The organism is Waltera acetigignens, assembly GCF_025567015.1.
Lineage (GTDB): Bacteria > Bacillota > Clostridia > Lachnospirales > Lachnospiraceae > Acetatifactor > Acetatifactor acetigignens.
In genome coordinates this window covers 59,505-78,170 of record NZ_JAOQJO010000012.1, presented here as the reverse complement: position 1 = coordinate 78,170, position 18,666 = coordinate 59,505, and the positions used below count along the sequence as shown (strand labels likewise).

Here is an 18,666-nt window from a genome sequence, read left to right as displayed (position 1 = left end):
ATGGAAAGCAAAGGAAAATATTATCTTACCACAGCGATTGCCTATACATCTGCGAAGCCCCATATCGGCAACAACTACGAGATCGTACTGGCTGACAGCATCGCGCGTTTCAAGAGAAAGGAGGGCTATGATGTCTTCTTCCAGACCGGTACTGACGAGCATGGACAGAAGATCGAACTGAAGGCTGAGGCAGCCGGCATCACTCCCAAGGAACATGTAGATAAGATCGCCGGTGTCATCCGCGGTCTGTGTGATCTGCTGAACATTTCCTATGATAAGTTCATCCGTACCACGGATGAGGATCATGAGAAGCAGGTACAGAAGATCTTCAAGCGTCTCTATGATCAGGGGGACATCTATAAGGGAGCTTACGAGGGAATGTACTGTACTCCCTGTGAATCCTTCTGGACCGAGTCCCAGCTGGTGGACGGCAAGTGCCCGGACTGCGGCGGTGTCGTAAAGCCTGCCAAGGAAGAGGCTTATTTCTTCCGCATGAGCAAATATGCAGACAAACTGATCAAGCACATTAATGAGCATCCCGAGTTCATTCAGCCCGTTTCCCGTAAGAACGAGATGATGAACAACTTCCTGCTCCCCGGACTGCAGGATTTGTGCGTATCCCGTACCTCCTTTACCTGGGGCATTCCGGTGACCTTCGATCCCAAGCATGTCATCTACGTGTGGCTGGATGCACTGACCAACTACATCACCGGTATCGGCTACGATGCAGATGGCAACAGCACCGAGCAGTACAAGAAACTGTGGCCCGCAGACCTGCATCTGATCGGCAAGGACATCATTCGTTTCCATACGATCTACTGGCCTATTTTCCTGATGGCACTGGGCGAGCCCCTGCCGAAGCAGGTATTCGGACATCCCTGGCTTCTTATGGGCGGTGGCAAGATGAGCAAATCCAAGGGAAATGTGGTCTATGCGGATGATCTGGTAGATTATTTCGGCGTAGATGCAGTACGTTACTATGTACTGCATGAGATGCCTTTTGAAAATGACGGTAATCTGACCTGGGAACTGGTAGCAGAGCGTACCAATTCCGATCTGGCCAACACCCTGGGCAACCTGGTGAACCGTACCATTTCCATGAGCAACAAGTATTTTGGCGGTGTAGTAGAGAATAGGAATGTACAGCTGACCGAGAACGATACAGCAGTGGATGCCGATCTGAAACAGACTGTGACCGGCACTTATGCAAAAGTAGTAGCCAAAATGGAAGAACTGCGAGTAGCAGATGCCCTGACCGAGATCTTCGGCATCTTCAAACGCTGTAATAAATACATCGATGAGACCGAACCCTGGGTACTGGCCAAGGACGAAGCCAAGGCAGATCGTCTGGCTACCGTTCTGTACAATCTGGTGGAAGGTATTATCATTGGCGCATCCCTGTTAGAGCCTTATATGCCCGAAACCGCAGAGAAGATCGCAAAACAGCTGAATACCTCCCTGCGTGACTTTGATCAGTTAGAGCAGTTCGGCCTGTATGAGAGCGGCAACAGGGTGACAGATCAGCCTGAGATCCTCTTCGCCCGTCTGGATATGAAGGATGTAGCAAAAAAAGAGGCAGAGCTGGAAGAAGCCATGATCAAGGCAGCAGCGGAGCATGAAGCGGAAGAGGCAAATGCCGAGGCAGAAAAGGCAGAGCAGGAAGCCATCGATATTGAGCCCAAGACAGAGATCGAATATGACGACTTCGCAAAAATGCAGTTCCAGGTAGGTGAGATCATTTCCTGTGAGGCAGTGCCCAAGTCCAAGAAGCTGCTGTGCAGCCAGGTGAAGATCGGCAGCCAGGTACGTCAGATCGTCTCTGGCATCAAAGCACATTACAGCCCGGAGGAAATGGTGGGCAAGAAGGTTATGGTACTGGTGAACCTGAAGCCTGCGAAACTGGCAGGAGTAATGTCCGAGGGCATGATCCTGTGCGCAGAAGACGCGGAAGGCAATCTGGCTCTGGTCACCCCGGAGAAGAATATGCCTGCCGGAGCAGAGATCTGTTAAATAGTATATGACAACGCAACTTTACGAATGAGGCGGGATGAACTGTTACTATTTTACAAAAAAAGCAATATAGGGCTTAAAATTTTATAAGAAATGATATATAATGAATAGGATGCCAAAGCAGATGATTGTAAAATTGACATTTGTTTTGTGCGTCCTATGATTTTCCAGTAACCAAGGAGGTCCTATGATTAAGGAAGAATTTTACTTTGATTCCCGGGACGGCGAAAGCCGTATCCATGCAGTGAGATATACTCCCGATGACGGCAATGTAAAAGGCATTGTGCAGGTAGTGCACGGAATGGCAGAGTATGTGGAGCGTTATGAGAACCTGGCTGAATTTCTGACTGCCAGAGGAATCCTTGTTACCGGAGAAGACCATCTCGGACATGGAAAATCTGTGGCGGAAGGCGGCACTTACGGTTACTTCTGCGAACAGGATCCGGCAACGGTAGTGGTAAGGGATGTACATCGGCTGAAGAAGATCACAGAGGAAAGCTATCCGGAGGTGCCCTATGTTATTTTGGGACACAGTATGGGTTCCTTTATTACGAGGAATTATCTGTGTCGTTACGGTAAGGGAGTCGACGGGGCGGTAATTGTCGGAACGGGAATGCAGTCCGGGGGATTGATCCTTTGTTCCAAAGCCATGGCAGGCATACAGAAGCTGTTCTGTGGTTCAAAGCATATCAGCCGTTTTATTGACAAGGCTGCTTTCGGCGGCTATAACAAGCGGATCGATGCTCCGAGGACATCCAGTGACTGGCTGAGCCGGAATCCGGAGAATGTGGACCGCTATATAGCGGATGAGCTGTGTGGATTTACCTTTACTGTGAATGGGTTCCAGACGCTGTTTGAACTGATCCGCAGACTGCAGAAGCAGGAGAATCTGGAGAAGGTACCGCAGAACCTGCCAATCCTTATGGTATCCGGTGCCGAGGACCCGGTGGGAGATTACGGTAAGGGTGTCCGGAAGGCATGTGATTCTCTGAAGAAGGCTGGTGTGAAAAATATTACCGTCAAACTGTACGAGAATGACAGACATGAGCTTTTGAATGAGGAAGACGGTGAACAGGCCATGGAGGACATCTATCAATGGATCCGCAGGGAGATTCCGGGACTGGATTAAGACCGGAAAGCTTTCGGATCAGAGAGGCGGTGCATCATGTCGGATACGGCAGCGGGCACTTACGAGATCAGATGGGCGGCAGACAAAGACTGGATTCCTGCCATGCATATGATCTGGAAGACATTTTTGAAATTTGAGGCGGTGGATTATACAGAGGAGGGAATCCGTAACTTTTATGATTTTATTACGGATGAACACCTCTATAAGTCGTTCCTGCAGGGAAGATACCAGATGATGGTGGCGCTGGACGGTGAGAGAGTCATCGGAGCGGCTTCCGTGCGGAATTATAATCATTTATCACTTCTTTTTGTCGATGAGGAGTATCATCATCGGGGAATCGGACGGGATCTGATGAGAAGAATGTGTGAATATCTGAAAAAAGAGGAAGGGGAACGGTATATGTCGCTGAAAGCAGCTCCGTATGCCGTAGAGTTCTATCGAAAACTGGGGTTTCATGCGGTACATGAAGAGGAAGCATTTTCCGGAATACGTGTGACCCCCATGGAAAAATTTTTATAAAACAGAAAAGGATAAGATGTAAATGAAAATTTTTGACCTGGATAGCCCTTTAATGAATGTACTGAACAAAATGGCAGATCTGATGTGGCTCAATATTCTGACACTGATCTGCTGCATCCCTGTCATTACCGCTGGAGCTGCGCTGACTTCCATGCATTATGTGGCATTGAAGATCGTGCGTAACGAGGAGAGTTATATTACAAGAAGCTTTTTTAAATCCTTTAAGACCAATTTCCGCCAGGCAACCCTGATCTGGTTGCTGCTTATGCTGGTAGCGGCGATCCTTGGCGGTGATTACTACATTATTACCAAATCCGGAATGCAGTTCAGCCAGGTGTTGGTGGTACTGATCATGGCAGCAGGAGTGCTGGTGATCTGCACTTCTTTATATGTATTTCCGGTACTTGCCAAATTTGACAATACAATCATGGGAACCATTCGAAATGCATTTATCATGAGTATTTTACAGCTGCCCAAGACCGTTGTAATGTTCGTAATGGCATTTTTTCCGTTGATTATTTATCTGGTATCTTTAAGACTGATACCCATTATTTTCCTGTTTGGTTTTTCGCTGCCGGCTTATGCCTCTGCCATGCTGTACAATAAATTCTTCCAGAAGCTGGAAGATCAGTTGTTGTCAGAACAGGAGCCTGCACCGGAAATCTCGCCGGAAGAGGATGAGAGAGTATTCCATGATGAACTGGATGAAAGCCTGAAAACAGACGTGAAGTAACAAAAATGTCCTGCGGGGGCATCAGACGAGAGGTGTTCGGAGTATGCAAAAGAGAAAATTTTGGGAAATTGTTTTCCAGTGGGTCTTTCCCTGCGCATTGCTGGTTGTTGCACTGGTTCTGAGTATTTACGAATTTAATAATAAAATGAATTCAGCCATACAGACGGTGGTGGATGATCAGGCAGAGCAGATCGGCTATTACTATTCCGCGGGAGTAGATGACAAGCTGGGGGCACTGGGAGATATCACGAGTGCCATGGCAAACATTATGGCGAGCCGGCCGGACAGAAGTGATGCTTTTGTATATGAGAAGCTGGACACCATTGTAAAAGCCAGCAACGCCTATATGTCTGCTTATTGTGCTGTGAACGGAAAAGGAATGCTGAGTGACCGCCGGGAGTTCGATATGTCAGAGTTAAACTATTATGGCAGCATCAGCGGAACCTCCGCCCATTATATTTATGCCGGCACGGATGGGATCAACGGACAGACTGCCTTTATCTATGTGTGTCCGATTGCGATATCCGGAAATGTCACAGGATATCTGCTCAGTTATATGAACCCGGATAACATGAAGGAATTCTTCGACAATTCTGTATATGGTGACAAGGCATTTTTCTCTCTGGTCAACCGGAACGGAACCATTATGGCATGCTACGGTGCCACTGACGGAACGGCTATTTTGCAGAATGATTTCTGGAATTCCCTGAAAGATATTTCGGAAAGCCTGGGAAGCTGGACCCTGTTTGAAAGACAGCAGCAGAAGGGCAACAGCGGCATTTTACATGTTAAGGAAGACGGTGTAGGCAAGATCGTCTGTCATTTTCCAATCCGCGGTACCGAGTGGAACCTGGTGGTCGGTATTGATGAATCCTATCTGTCTGGAATCCAGCAGTCCTTCCGCGGCCCGATTGTGAATCTGATCGTCAAGATCAGTATTTCCATTGCAGTAGCGCTTATTATTATCACCGCAATCAATATTCTGGTACGCATCAAAGCCTCTGAACACAGTAAGGTGTTGGAGGATAAAGCAGATACCGACCTATTGACGGATCTGAACAATAAGATGGCCACAGAGCGTAAGATCCGGGAATACATGGAAAAGTACCCGGACAAGCAGGGCGTATTGTTCGTACTGGATGTTGATAACTTTAAGAAGATCAATGATACTATGGGACATGCCTTCGGAGATGAAGTGCTCCGCAGCCTGGCAGTACGTCTGCAATCCATGTTCCGGGCTACGGATATCGTGGGTCGTACCGGTGGCGATGAGTTCATGGTGTTTCTGAAGGATATCCGCGAGATCAGTATGATCGAACGGGAAGGCAAGAAGATCGAACAGTTCTTCCATCAGTTTGAAGTGGGAGAATATGTAAAATATTCCGTAACGGCCAGCGTGGGAGCAGCGGTCTTCCCCGGGGACGGCAAGTCTTTCGAGGAACTGTACAAAGCCGCAGATAATGCGCTGTATGTGTCAAAAAGACATGGCAAAAACCAGCTTAGCTTCTATAAAAAGCCGGGAAATGAGACAAAGTAGGGCGATTCTTGTGGAATATGTCCAAGAAATGCGGGCGGATTTGTTCAATCTGACAAGCATTTCGAAAAAAAACAAACTTTATAAGCAATTCTTACAATAGGATTCAAAATCTTTGTGAAATAGTGGTATGGCACATTTTCGTGATTTTCGTTATACTGAATTCAGATTCAAACGAGACATATCGTTTCACAATGAGAGAAAATAACATTGGTAAATATGAAAGGAGTATTTTCAAATGGCAAGTTTATCTTTAAAGAATGTCTGCAAAGTATATCCTAACGGTTTCGAAGCTGTTAAGGATTTCAACCTTGAGATCGCAGATCAGGAGTTCATCATTTTCGTAGGTCCTTCCGGATGTGGTAAGTCCACCACCCTTCGTATGATCGCAGGTCTGGAAGATATCTCTTCCGGTGAACTGAAGATCGGTGACAGAGTAGTTAACGATGTAGAGCCTAAGGATAGAGATATCGCAATGGTATTCCAGAACTACGCTCTGTATCCTCATATGTCCGTATACGACAACATGGCATTTGGTCTGAAGCTGAGAAAAGTTCCCAAGGATCAGATCGATAAGATGGTTAAGGAAGCAGCTAAGATCCTGGATTTGACTCCGCTGCTTGATCGTAAGCCCAAGGCTCTGTCCGGTGGTCAGAGACAGCGTGTTGCTATGGGACGTGCAATCGTTCGTAACCCTAAGGTATTCCTGATGGATGAGCCTCTGTCCAACCTGGATGCTAAGCTGCGTGTACAGATGCGTATCGAGATCGCTAAGCTGCATCAGAGACTGGGCACCACCATCATCTACGTTACACATGACCAGACTGAGGCTATGACCCTTGGTACCAGAATCGTTGTTATGAAGGACGGCGTTATCCAGCAGGTAGATACTCCTCAGAACCTGTATGAGAAGCCCTGCAACCTGTTCGTAGCAGGATTCATGGGATCTCCGCAGATGAACTTCCTGGATGCTACTGTTAAGGTAGAAGGCGACATCGCTAACCTGGTAATCGCAGGCCACAGCATTCCCCTTCCTCCCGCTAAGTCCAAGAAGCTGATCGATGGCGGTTACGATGGAAAGGTTGTTACCTTCGGTATCCGTCCTGAGGATGTATATGATTCCGAGATGTACATCGAGACCTCTCCTCAGAGCGTATTTACCTCTACCATCAAGGTTTATGAGTTACTTGGTGCAGAAGTATATCTGTACTTCGATCTTGACGAGTTCCCTATGACCGCAAGAGTAGATTCTCGTACCACTGCAAGACCTGGCGATACCGTTAAGTTCGCTCTGGATGTTGAGAAGATCCACGTATTCGACAAAGAGACCGAGCAGGTTATTACCAACTAGTCTTAAGTTTCATAAGAGATTTCAAGGTCCTGTCTGTGAATGCAGACAGGGCTTTTTTTATGCATTTTGCTTGCACGGGGTGAGTAAATCAGATATACTAAGAATATATAGTGATGCCAGGGTCAAAAGGTCTAAGCCCACATGAGCTTGCTCATAAGTGGGTGAAAGACCTTTTGACCCGCCCCGATATGAGCATAAAAGTGGGATGATAATCCCACGATATGCGAATAGAGGGGAAGGATTGTGGGAGTGCGTAGCACGGAACAATCCGTAGGCATTACAGTCGGGGGCGTTTGACCCCAACATCTATGAGTAGAGCAAACGGATATGGAATATTACAGAAAGGCGTGGACAATATGATTACAGGCCAGATTATACAGACAAGCATTGATGAATTAAAAGCAATCACTAAGGTAGACCTCGGAGTCTATGATCTGAACGGATCCGAAGTGGCATCTACCATGGAAAAGGATGACATAACCACAGATCTGATCACAGGCTTTGCGGCTTCTCCGGCGGATAGCCAGGTGATCGGAGTACATCACCTTCTGAAGATCCGTGACGAAGGGGATCTTTTATATGTACTGGTGGCACGGGGAATGACGGATGACGTATATATGGTGGGTAAGATTGCTGTCAGTCAGATCCAGAATCTTGTCATTGCCTACAAGGAACGGTTTGACCGGAATAATTTCTTTCAGAACCTGTTGTTGGATAATCTGTTGCTGGTAGATATTTACAATCGGGCGAAGAAACTTCATGTGGAAGTCAGCTGTCCCAGAGCCGTATATCTCATTGAGACCAAGGATGAGAAAGATGGCATTGTATCTGAAGTGCTGAAGGGCATGTTTTCCCCGCAGGCGGGAGATTATGTAACAGCGGTGGATGAGTCCAGCCTGATCCTGATTAAATCTGTTGAGAGCACCACCACACCTGAGACACTGCATGAACTGGCCGAGACTATTGTAGCCATGATGAATGCGGAGGCTCTTCTGGATGTGAAGGTGGCATATGGCACCGTGGTACAGGAATTGAAGGACGTATCCAAGTCCTACAAGGAAGCCAAGATGGCACTGGATGTAGGCAAGATCTTCTACGCAGAGAAAAAGGTGATCGCCTACAGCACGTTGGGAATCGGACGTCTGATCTATCAGCTGCCGGTGAATCTGTGCAAGATCTTTATTGAGGAGATCTTCGGTGACAATGTACCCATGGATCTGGATGAAGAGACCCTGAACACCCTGAACAAGTTCTTCGAAAACAATCTGAATGTGTCGGAGACTTCCAGACAGTTGTTCGTGCATCGTAATACGCTGGTATATCGTATTGAGAAGATTCAGAAGAGCACCGGCCTGGATCTGCGGAGCTTTGATGATGCACTGACTTTCAAGATCGCATTGATGGTCGTAAATTATATGAAATATCTGGACAGCCAGGAATATTAAGGACAACCCCTCGCATAAAGTTAGATAGAAACTTTATACGGGGGGATTTTATGTCATATCGGAAACAGATCAGCTATTTGGAATTACAGGAAAACGGGCAACGGATCCGGGGAGCCGGGTATGCAAAGCTGGAAAGCTGGGAAAAGGAAGAGATTCTGATGGTGCAGCTGAGAGGACAGGGGATCGTGTCTGGCAAGGAGATGATGCTGCTGTATCTGCAGCGGGAAAGCGGAGAAGAACTGTTATGTGAAATGACGGCAGAACGGGGGACCATTTCCTGTGAAAAAAGAATTTCCAGAAAAGCGGATTGGGAGCCGACACTGGGGATACGCATTCCCCTGGAACGTAATTTTGAGATCATAGGGCGGTTTGCAGGAGCGGCTGGTGCGAAGAAAGTACCTGCGCCTGTGACTGCGATTGCACCGGTTACGGTGGGGGAAATCGAAGGACAGGGGCAAGGTGGAAACCAGCCGGAGCAGGCAAAGCGGCCGATACAGACAGAACAGCAGGAAGCCCAAAATAGGGAGATGCAGCGGGAGCGGGTGCAGGAGCAAGGCAGGCAAGCCCGTGAACAGACCGAAAAAGTGGCAGAAACCGTAGTCGCAAACGAAAAAATGGTCAGTGGATCGGAAGCCCGGAGCTCGAAAAAAACTCCCACGGAACACACTCTCCACATGAAAGACACCAAATGGGAGCAATTAAGCAGTATCTACCCCCACATCCATCCCTTCCGGGATGCCAGAGAATTTCTTTCCGTGGGTCCGGAGGATTTCGTTGTGTTGCGGGAGCGTTGCTATCAGATGACCCACAACAGTTTTTTGTTGCATGGCTATTATAATTACAGACATTTATTATTAATGCGTCAGGAAGTCTCTGGGGAAGTGAAATATTACATAGGAGTCCCGGGTAATTTTTATGAAAGAGAAAAACAGGTAGCCAGAATGTTTGGCTTTGAAAGTTTTGAAGGAACCAGAGAACCGGCATGGGAAGGGGATTTCGGATATTATCTGATCGCAGTGGAACTGTGAGAGAATCACAGTCCCCGCTCGTCAAATTCCGGAATAAAGCTTTCACAGGCGGCACTTCCCTCTTGCCGGAAGCCCTGTTCAATGCCGATTCGCTCCGCAAAGCGCAGCACCCGGTCATATTCCTCCGGTGTCACTGTGCGATTGAGTGCTTCAATATCTGCCACCTGCGGAAGAGGTGTATATTGATTCATAATGCTAATATAGATATGATCCCCGTAGGTCTCATGGAGATACCGCAGGATCTTCTTGGAGTCTTTCGCTTGTCCCGGCAGGAGCAGATGGCGTACGATCATCCCCCGCTGCATCAGCCCGGTGTCGGGATCCATGACCGGATCTAAGACCTGCCGGTACATTTCCGCAATGGCAGCGCAGGCAATCTCAAAATAGTCCGGGGCATGCGAATACGCAGCGGAAAGCTCCGGAGAAAAATATTTCAGATCCGGCAGATAGATATCCACCAGACCATCCAGATGGCGTAAAGCCTCCGGAGATTCGTAACTGCCGGTATTGTATACAATGGGGATGGACAGTCCCTGATTTTTGGCCTGCTGTAAGGCAATGACGATCTGGGGAAGAAAATGTGTGGGAGTAACAAGATTGATATTGTTAGCACCCTGTTCCTGTAATTGTAGAAAGATTTTCACCAGATGTTCGGGAGTGATGACTCGTCCGGCTTTCCCCAGAGCGATGTTATGGTTCTGGCAGAAGACACAGCGCAGGTTGCATCCGGAGAAAAAGACGGTACCGGAACCGGAAGTACCGGAGATACAGGGCTCCTCCCAATAATGCAGAGAGGCTCTGGCAGCCATAATATCTGCCGTCTGGCCACAATATCCCACGCCACCATCCAGGCGATCGGCATGACAGGCCCTGGGACACAGGATGCAGTCGGACATGATTTTCCGGAACCATGCGGCATCTTGGGGAGCCAGATCGCCGGAAACGGATGCTATGCTGTTGGAAACCGAAAAAGGGGATGACATATCGCCTGACACAATCTATAACCTCTTAACTGACTTATCCATGAATTCACAGAACACTTTAAATATCAAAACCGCACATGCCGGACCAGGATAACAGCTCCACCCAGTTTCCTCACGGCACATGGAAGGTTCTACTTAGTGCTGCTTTGTTCCCAACCTGACACGGTTCGTAGATTCCCATTGCGTAAGACCGAGTTTCATCACTATTCCCATGATACCGGACATGTACGGCCTTTTTAGTGTATCCTGTTCCCCGGTTTTTGTCAAGCCTCTTTGCCTTGAAGGAAACAGGGAAGAGTGTTATAATCAAAATAATATGTAATTTTGTCGAAAGATAGTTGCCTACGGAGAAGGATCCATGAGAAACGAGCGAAAAAGTATATCCCTGCTGGGATGGATAATAGGTGCACTTTTACTGATATATCTGGGAGTATTTTGCTACCTGAACCTGTGTAAATATGCACAACATGTGGATTCGGATATTGCAGCAGAGGCTTTGCTGGCCCGGGAGATCTGGGTGGAGAAGGATATTACACCCAACGACTGGATCTCCAGCACGGAAAGACGGATCATTGGAATGCCTACGGTTGCAGCCGTATTTTACGGTATCACCGGCAGTATGCAGACGGCGGCGGGGATTACCTGCGTTCTATTGGGTGCGATTTTGCTGGGGATATTTTATTTTTTTCTGAGAAAATTATCTTTGAGCAGACCGGCATCAATTACGGCATTGCTGGTATTGTGTGCGCTGCCAATCAACGGTTTTCGCAATGAGGGGCAGATGGTTCCTTTTGTAGCGCTGCTTTTATTCCTATTTGCAGAGTATTATGTGTTTCATGGCATTTTTCTGTTTTTTAATATCCTGTTTTACCTGAAATTAAAAGAAAACCGGCAGATGACCCGGAAGACCTTTCTGGAGTGGCTGGTATTGTTTGTTGCCGCAGTTTTGCTGAACTGTGGAGGACAGAGATGTCTGCAGGTCATCATCCTGCCACTGCTTGTAGTGGAAGTGATCGCTTTATTCATGGAATCCGGACATCTCCGGCAGAAGCTGCCCGGTGGACGTTATCTTGCCACAGCCTATGTGGGAAGTCTTGTACTTGCTTTTCTGGTATCCTGTCTGTACGGCGGCAGAGGAGATTATGCAGTCTATCTGCTGCAGCCGGGAGAGGCAGTAGAGAAACTGCTTCTTGGGGTTCCGGCAGCCCTGTTGGAGAACTTCGGACTGGTGGGAAATGCAAAGGTAGGGAGCTTTGCTTCTCTGATGCAGCTTCTTGTCTGGGTGTTCCTGATCCTGTTGGGGTATGGACTCTGGTATGTGTTCCGGAAAAATACAGAGAGCACAGACAGACAAAAAGATGCACTGACAATTCTCCTTGCTTCTGTGGGAGTCACAGCATTTATCATCGGGATCACCAGCGCGGAGGCGGCCCATTATTACTTTTTCATGGCATGGTTCGCAGCAGCTGTTCTGGTAGCGGTGATGGTGGATCATATGTCGGAAGGACAGCCGGTGTTCGCTGGTCTGATCTTAACGGCCGTAGCGCTGTTCGCGGTGCTGAATCTGAAATACACCTACTGTGAAGCGGCCACCACACAGGATAACCTGAAGGAATATCAGGAAGTGGCGGATTATCTGACAGAAGCGGGAATCGACTACGGATATGCAGAATTCTGGGATGCCGAACGGATCTGTCTGATCACGGACGGCCGGGTGACGATGGGACATTCCTATACCATGGCCAGTCTTTCCGGATACTGGTGGCTCACCAGTACGAAATGGTATCCCCCGACGTTGCCCACGGAAATGCGGACCGCTTACGTCGTACGGACAGAAATGCGTGAAGCCTTTGAACAGCAATTTCCGGAAGGGGAAGAACCGATACTGGAATATGAGAATGAAAAGCTGGCAGTATATGTCGGTGACAGAAATTATGTGGAACTATAAGATAAAAATGAGGGAACATTAATGGAAAAAATATACCGTATTCTGTTGGGAATATTTCTTGTCTGTCTGATTCCCATTCTTTTGGTCCTGAGTTACTGGTCCTGTCGGTATTCTTATTACGGAACGGTGGATTACAGCATCAGAAATCTCCTGATAAAAGACAGTACCTGGAAACATTTTGTTATTTTCCTGCTGGCATCCGTCATCGTCTACGAAGGAGATAAATGGCTGACTGCCCAAAATCAGATAAAGCAGGAAAAAATCTGCATCTATACATTGTTGGCAACCAGTGTTACTGCGTTTCTGCTGGGAAGTATCTACGTTCTCAACAATCCCTATTATCCGGTAGGAGATCAGATCAGCGCCACGGCATTTGCAGCATATTGCCGGGATGGCAACTTCATTATGTTGTGCTCCGGAGGTTATGTGGGGATGTACCAACAACAAAAAGGACTGGGGATATTATACGAGATGCTGTTTGCCCTGTTTGGAAATTTCAATTATACTCCGGCAAAAATCCTGCATGTAATATGGTGGGTACTGGCGATTCTGGCAGGATACGGTTTCCTGAAACTGAATACAGACAGAGCCATATTTAGAATCGTATATTGTATTATGATGTTGGGCTGTATTCCTTTTTTGCTGTATTTACCGTATATTTACGGGGACGTGCTCAGTATCAGTTTTGGAATGGTAATGTTCTGGGCGGTGTCTGCTTATGAACATTATGAGAAGAAGAGGTATATTGCGTTGGCGGCATGTGTGGCAGGGATTGCTGTGCTTGCCCGGAAAAATACATGGATCATACTCATTGGAGTGGGAATTTATGCAGTTCTGGTCTGCCTGAAGAAAAAGAAGGGACAATATCTGCTGGCAGGGTTTGCAATTCTTCTGACGGCAGCACTGACGGTGAAAGCGGTAGATGTAATGTATGAATACCGTTCCGGATATCCCAGTGACATTGGCATTCCGAGCATTCTCTGGATTGCGATGGGATTACAGGAGACGGATGGCATGGCCGGGGTGTACAATCGCTATCAGCAAACCACGTTTGCAGAACATGATTTTCAACAGGAGCCTGCCGCACAGGAAGGAAAGGAATATATTCGAGAACGATTGCGGGAGTTCCGGGAGAATCCGGCTATGGCCAGAGATTTCTTTAAGAGAAAACTGGAAGATCAGTGGATCGAACCGCTGTTTTCCAGCCTCAAGGCAACAGAGTCGTTTGATACGGATGGAGAACCGCTGTCCTCCGGGATTACCAGTCTGTACTATGGGAACATACATGAAACAGTATGGAAGCTGGCCAATTATTACCAGAGTATCGTATACTTGGCAGGACTTGTACTTGGAATTGCTTTGTGCGGAAGATGGTGGCAAAAAAAAGAAATTCCGACAGCATTGTGGCTGCCGTTGATTGGCATAGTAGGTGGCTTCCTGTTCAGTATCATCTGGGAAGCGCAGAGCAGATATGTATTTCCGTACTATGTATTTTTGATCCTCTTTGTGCCGATGGGACTTTATGAAACGGGAAGAGCGATTTCCCGATTACCGAAGCATAGAAGAAAAACAACCGAACAGAACCAGACACAGGAAGAAAGCTTACGAGAGATCGCCTGATGCCTTTCTGGCAGCTTTCTCCTGTTTGTTCCGGATGCGGAGCTCTTCAAAAAAAGTCTTCAGCATCTGGCTGCATTCCGTTTCCAGAATGCCCCGGGTAACCTTCACCTGATGGTTAAACTGGGGCATTTCCAGTATATTCAGGATCGAACCTGCACATCCCGCCTTGGGATTCATGCAGCCCATCACTACTTCAGGGATACGGGCCTGCACAATGGCACCGGCGCACATCTGGCAGGGTTCCAGGGTCACATAGAGCGTGCATTCTTCCAGACGCCAGTCGCCGATCACTTTGCTGGCTTTGTTGATCGCTGTGATCTCTGCGTGCGCCAATGTATTCTTGTCTGTATTTCTCCGGTTGTAACCACGACCGATGATCTTACCTTCATGTACAATGACACAGCCGATGGGGACTTCCCCCAGGGCATAGGCTTTTTTCGCCTGCTTCAGAGCTTCCTTCATATATTTTTCTTCCACACTTTTGATTACTGCCATGGTATCTGTAGCCTTTCTGATGCTTGCGTTGTCCGAGGTATTATGCTTTGGAAAACCTTTTCCAAAAAATCACACTATATTTCGTAAATGCTGTACATTGACGAATTTGTCGTTAAATTATAGTATAGAGAATATATAGGTAAACGTCAAATGAAACAAACCGTAATTGTATGGTAACCGAGAATGACGACCGCAGGGAGCTGCGGACGGAACGGGGGATTTATGGTATCGATCAAAGAAGTTGCAAAACATGCCGGAGTGGCTATTTCCACAGTATCCAAGGTCTTAAATGGCTATCCTAATGTCAGTGAAGAGACGAAGAAAAAAGTACAGGACGCCATCAAGGAGTTGAATTATATTCCGAATTCCATTGCTGCGGCGCTTTCCTCCAAGCAGTTTGGAAGAATCGCGCTGGTGCTGGATCCCAATAGACAGACCCAGGCCATTGACCAGATCTTCATGCAGTATCTGGTAGGGGCACTGGATAAGGCCAAGGAACTGAACGTGGAAGTTGTGACGATCTTTCCGTCCATGATCGCGGGGATGACGGCGGAAGAGATCACAAGATCTTTTCTGTCCCAGAGTATTTCCGGCGTGGTGATCTATGGCATGTCTAAGGAGGACAAGGTGCTGCAGAAGCTGATCCGGGAGAAACAGTTTGCCTGTGTGGTAGTGGATGCGCCGATTGTCAATTCCAGGACTACATCCATCAGCATTGATCAGGAACAGGCCCAGTATGATGTGGCGAAGAAGACCGTGCTGGATGACAACTGTAAACGAGTGCTCTACATTGCGGGCAGAAGAGACGGTTATGTCACGGATCAGAGATTGAAGGGGATGAAGCGTCTGGTGAAGGATCTGGATCTGACCATGATGGTCAGACAGGGAGACTTCAGTGAGCTGACGGCAAGAAACGTGGCATTGAAATATGCGAAGAATAAGGATGTGGTGGTCTGCGCTTCCGATCTGATGGCCATAGGTGCCATGAATGCATTGATCGATATGGATATTTTCCGTCCGGTGTGCGGCTTCGATGGTATCACCCTGATGGGATATGTCGGCAAGCAGATGAATACCATAAGGCAGGACTTCTACAGCATCTCCAGCAGAGCCGTGGAAGAGGTACACCAGCTGATGAACGGCGGGGAAGGGCATCAGGTAATCATGCCCCACAGTATCGTGAAAATGTACTATAAGGACATTATCTGTTAAGCTATTTTGCACAAAAAATCAGGAAAATTAAAGAAAAGGTTGCGGAAAACGTTTTCCTATGCTATCCTGTGTATTGTAAGAGAACGACATACACAAAATCTCAGTATTGCGAGGGTATGAAAAGCCGGAAAGTGCAAGAAATACCCAAGGCGCAGCGGCAGGAAGGGGTATGGAGGCCGAAAAGGATAGAAAATACCCAAGGCACAGCTGAGACAAGGGGATGGGATACCAAAAATAAGTATAGTACCCAGACAAAGAAAAAGAATATGAAAAAATGAGTGTGGCACGGTACATTCATTTTGGCAAAAATAAAACTATCGTGCAGAATGGAGTTTGAAATGAATTTAGAGCAGACTTTAAATGAGATCACCGGCAAATTATATGGCAAGAATATCGGTGCCTGCACCGATGCACAGTTGTACACCGGAGTACTGCAGCTGACCAAAGAGAAGATGGCAGAGACTCCCGCCATTACAGGAGACAAGAAGGTATATTATATTTCCATGGAGTTCCTGATCGGTAAGCTGTTATCCAACAATCTGATCAATTTAGGCATCTATGAGGAGCTGAGCGATATCCTGAAGAAGAACGGCAAGAATCTGGCAGACATCGAAGAGGCAGAACCCGAACCTTCTCTGGGTAACGGGGGCTTAGGCAGACTGGCAGCCTGCTTCTTGGATTCCATTGCTACCCTGGGACTTCCCGGGGACGGTATCGGTCTGAATTACCACTTCGGATTGTTCAAGCAGGTATTCAAGGATCACCTGCAGAATGCCGAGAAGAATGACTGGATCCAGAAGGATTCCTGGCTGAACAATACCGGCACAAAATTCGAAGTATCTTTCGGTGACCGCAAGGTGACTTCCGTACTTTATGATATTGATGTCGTAGGTTATGAGAATGGACTGAACAAGCTGCATTTATTTGATGTAGAGACCGTAGATGAGAGCCTGGTAAAGAAGGGCATCACTTTTGATAAGGAAGCCATTGAGAAGAACCTGACCCTGTTCTTGTATCCCGATGATTCCGATGAGGCAGGTAATCTGCTGCGTATCTATCAGGAATACTTCATGGTATGCAACGGTGCCCAGCTGATCCTGAAGGAAGTAAAGGAAAAGGGTTATGATCTGCATACTCTGCCCGAGCATGTAGCGATCCAGATCAACGATACCCATCCTACCATGGTTATCCCCGAGCTGATCCGCATTCTCACCACAGAGGAAGGTTTCACTATGGATGAAGCTATCGACGTAGTAAGCCACACTTGTGCTTATACGAACCACACCATTCTGGCAGAAGCTCTGGAGAAATGGCCTCTGGCTTATATCGAGGAAGTAGTGCCTCAGCTGGTTCCCATCATCAAGGAGCTGAGTGACCGTGTGGCAAAGAAATATAAGGACGAAAAAGTTCAGATCATTGACAAGGACAAGAGAGTGCACATGGCACATATCGACATCCACTATGGCTATAGTGTCAACGGCGTGGCAGCGATCCATACCGAGATCCTGAAGCAGAGCGAACTCAATCATTTTTACAAGATCTATCCCGAGAAGTTCAACAACAAGACCAACGGTATTACCTTCCGCAGATGGTTGCTGTCCTGCAACCATGAGCTGGCTGCCTTCCTGACCCAGACCATTGGTGACGGCTACAAGAAGGATGCGGATGAATTACAGAAGCTGTTAGAGCATAAGGACGATCAGGCCGTACTGGATGCCATCTACGACATCAAGAAGACCAAGAAGGCAGAACTGGTATCCTATATCAAGGAGAAGGAGGGCGTGGAGCTGAATCCCGATTCCATCTTCGATATTCAGGTAAAGCGTCTGCATGAGTATAAGCGTCAGCAGATGAATGCACTGTATATCATTCACAAATATCTGGAGATCAAGGGCGGCAGGAAGCCTTCTACTCCACTGACCTTTATCTTCGGTGCAAAGGCTGCGCCTGCGTATGTGATTGCTCAGGATATCATCCATCTCCTGCTGGTAATGTCCGACATTATCAATAACGATCCTGAAGTCAGCCCTTACATGAAGCTTGTTATGGTAGAGAACTATAACGTAAGCTATGCCGAGAAGCTGATCCCTGCCTGCGATATCTCCGAGCAGATCTCCCTGGCATCCAAGGAGGCATCCGGAACCGGTAACATGAAGTTCATGTTAAACGGTGCCGTAACACTGGGTACCAGTGACGGTGCAAACGTAGAGATCCATGAGCTGGTAGGCGATGACAATATCTACATCTTCGGGAAGGACAGCGACACTGTGATCAAGCATTACGAGAAGGCAGATTATGTCTCTAAGGACTACTACAAGAAGAGCCCTGTGATCAAAGAGGCTGTAGACTTCATCGTCAGCAAAGAAGTGCTCAAGGTCGGCAAAAAGGAGAACCTGGAGCGTCTGTACAACGAGCTGCTGAACAAAGACTGGTTCATGACCCTGCTTGACTTAGAGGACTACATCAAGGTAAAGGATCAGGCATTTGCTGATTACGAGGATCAGCAGAAGTGGAAGAAGATGATGTTAGTGAACATCGCCAAGGCCGGATTCTTCTCCTCCGACAGAACTATTGCAGAGTACAACAGAGATATCTGGAAGCTGAAATAAATGGAAAGTTAGCCTAGCTACGAGCCATGCAAAAATAGAACGGAATACCT

14 protein-coding genes and 1 other RNA gene are annotated in these 18,666 nt (G+C 47.4%); 12 read left to right on the top strand and 3 right to left on the bottom strand.

Features of this window, described 5'->3' with window-relative positions; translation table 11 throughout:
- The 8 genes from metG to OCV96_RS11995 all read left to right on the top strand — a co-directional run bounded on the left by metG (nt 1) and on the right by OCV96_RS11995 (nt 9,749).
- Nucleotides 1–2,010: a methionine--tRNA ligase gene (gene metG, locus OCV96_RS12030; protein WP_262594630.1), complete on the top strand. Its 2,010-nt coding sequence runs from the start codon at nt 1–3 to the stop codon at nt 2,008–2,010.
- A gap of 187 nt (nt 2,011–2,197) precedes the next feature.
- Nucleotides 2,198–3,139, top strand: coding sequence for an alpha/beta fold hydrolase (locus OCV96_RS12025; protein ID WP_227061897.1), 942 nt, complete (start codon nt 2,198–2,200; stop codon nt 3,137–3,139).
- A gap of 36 nt (nt 3,140–3,175) precedes the next feature.
- The gene (locus OCV96_RS12020; RefSeq protein WP_262594629.1) at nt 3,176–3,658 is read left to right on the top strand and encodes a GNAT family N-acetyltransferase; all 483 of its coding nucleotides are present in this window, start codon (nt 3,176–3,178) and stop codon (nt 3,656–3,658) included.
- A 22-nt stretch (nt 3,659–3,680) separates the two neighbouring features.
- A complete protein-coding gene (locus tag OCV96_RS12015) occupies nt 3,681–4,391 on the top strand; it encodes a YesL family protein (RefSeq protein WP_117466013.1) in 711 nt (236 codons plus the stop codon).
- Nucleotides 4,392–4,434: 43 nt separating this feature from the next.
- Nucleotides 4,435–5,928 carry a sensor domain-containing diguanylate cyclase gene (locus tag OCV96_RS12010; RefSeq protein ID WP_262594628.1) on the top strand — a complete coding sequence of 498 codons (1,494 nt, stop codon included), beginning with the start codon at nt 4,435–4,437 and terminating at the stop codon, nt 5,926–5,928.
- 235 nt (nt 5,929–6,163) lie between these two features.
- The gene (locus tag OCV96_RS12005; protein WP_022153948.1) at nt 6,164–7,276 is read left to right on the top strand and encodes an ABC transporter ATP-binding protein; all 1,113 of its coding nucleotides are present in this window, start codon (nt 6,164–6,166) and stop codon (nt 7,274–7,276) included.
- Nucleotides 7,277–7,632: 356 nt separating this feature from the next.
- Nucleotides 7,633–8,721: a PucR family transcriptional regulator gene (locus OCV96_RS12000; protein WP_262594627.1), complete on the top strand. Its 1,089-nt coding sequence runs from the start codon at nt 7,633–7,635 to the stop codon at nt 8,719–8,721.
- Nucleotides 8,722–8,771: 50 nt separating this feature from the next.
- Entirely contained in the window at nt 8,772–9,749 is a 978-nt protein-coding gene (locus tag OCV96_RS11995; protein ID WP_118538623.1) for a DUF6128 domain-containing protein, read from the top strand.
- 5 nt (nt 9,750–9,754) lie between these two features.
- Here OCV96_RS11995 and OCV96_RS11990 read toward each other — a convergent pair whose 3' ends face one another.
- Together OCV96_RS11990 and ffs are read right to left on the bottom strand one after the other, a co-directional pair.
- A complete protein-coding gene (locus tag OCV96_RS11990) occupies nt 9,755–10,645 on the bottom strand; it encodes a radical SAM protein (protein WP_118538636.1) in 891 nt (296 codons plus the stop codon).
- 154 nt (nt 10,646–10,799) lie between these two features.
- An RNA gene (gene ffs / locus OCV96_RS11985) (signal recognition particle sRNA large type) lies at nt 10,800–10,968 on the bottom strand.
- A gap of 122 nt (nt 10,969–11,090) precedes the next feature.
- Here ffs and OCV96_RS11980 point away from each other — a divergent pair.
- Nucleotides 11,091–12,680, top strand: coding sequence for a hypothetical protein (locus OCV96_RS11980; RefSeq protein WP_262594626.1), 1,590 nt, complete (start codon nt 11,091–11,093; stop codon nt 12,678–12,680).
- 21 nt (nt 12,681–12,701) lie between these two features.
- The gene (locus tag OCV96_RS11975; protein WP_227061908.1) at nt 12,702–14,300 is read left to right on the top strand and encodes a glycosyltransferase family protein; all 1,599 of its coding nucleotides are present in this window, start codon (nt 12,702–12,704) and stop codon (nt 14,298–14,300) included.
- On the opposite strand, the gene tadA is transcribed toward OCV96_RS11975, so the two are convergent.
- Complete coding sequence (gene tadA, locus OCV96_RS11970) at nt 14,283–14,795, bottom strand: tRNA adenosine(34) deaminase TadA (protein ID WP_022312641.1); 513 nt, start codon at nt 14,793–14,795, stop codon at nt 14,283–14,285. The genes OCV96_RS11975 and tadA overlap by 18 nt on opposite strands.
- Nucleotides 14,796–15,017: 222 nt before the next feature.
- On the opposite strand from tadA, the gene OCV96_RS11965 reads away from it, so the two are divergent.
- Together OCV96_RS11965 and OCV96_RS11960 are read left to right on the top strand one after the other, a co-directional pair.
- Nucleotides 15,018–16,007: a LacI family DNA-binding transcriptional regulator gene (locus tag OCV96_RS11965; protein WP_022312642.1), complete on the top strand. Its 990-nt coding sequence runs from the start codon at nt 15,018–15,020 to the stop codon at nt 16,005–16,007.
- Nucleotides 16,008–16,345: 338 nt separating this feature from the next.
- Nucleotides 16,346–18,616, top strand: a complete 2,271-nt coding sequence (locus OCV96_RS11960; RefSeq protein ID WP_262594625.1) for a glycogen/starch/alpha-glucan phosphorylase — start codon at nt 16,346–16,348, stop codon at nt 18,614–18,616.
- Nucleotides 18,617–18,666: the final 50 nt, after the last annotated feature.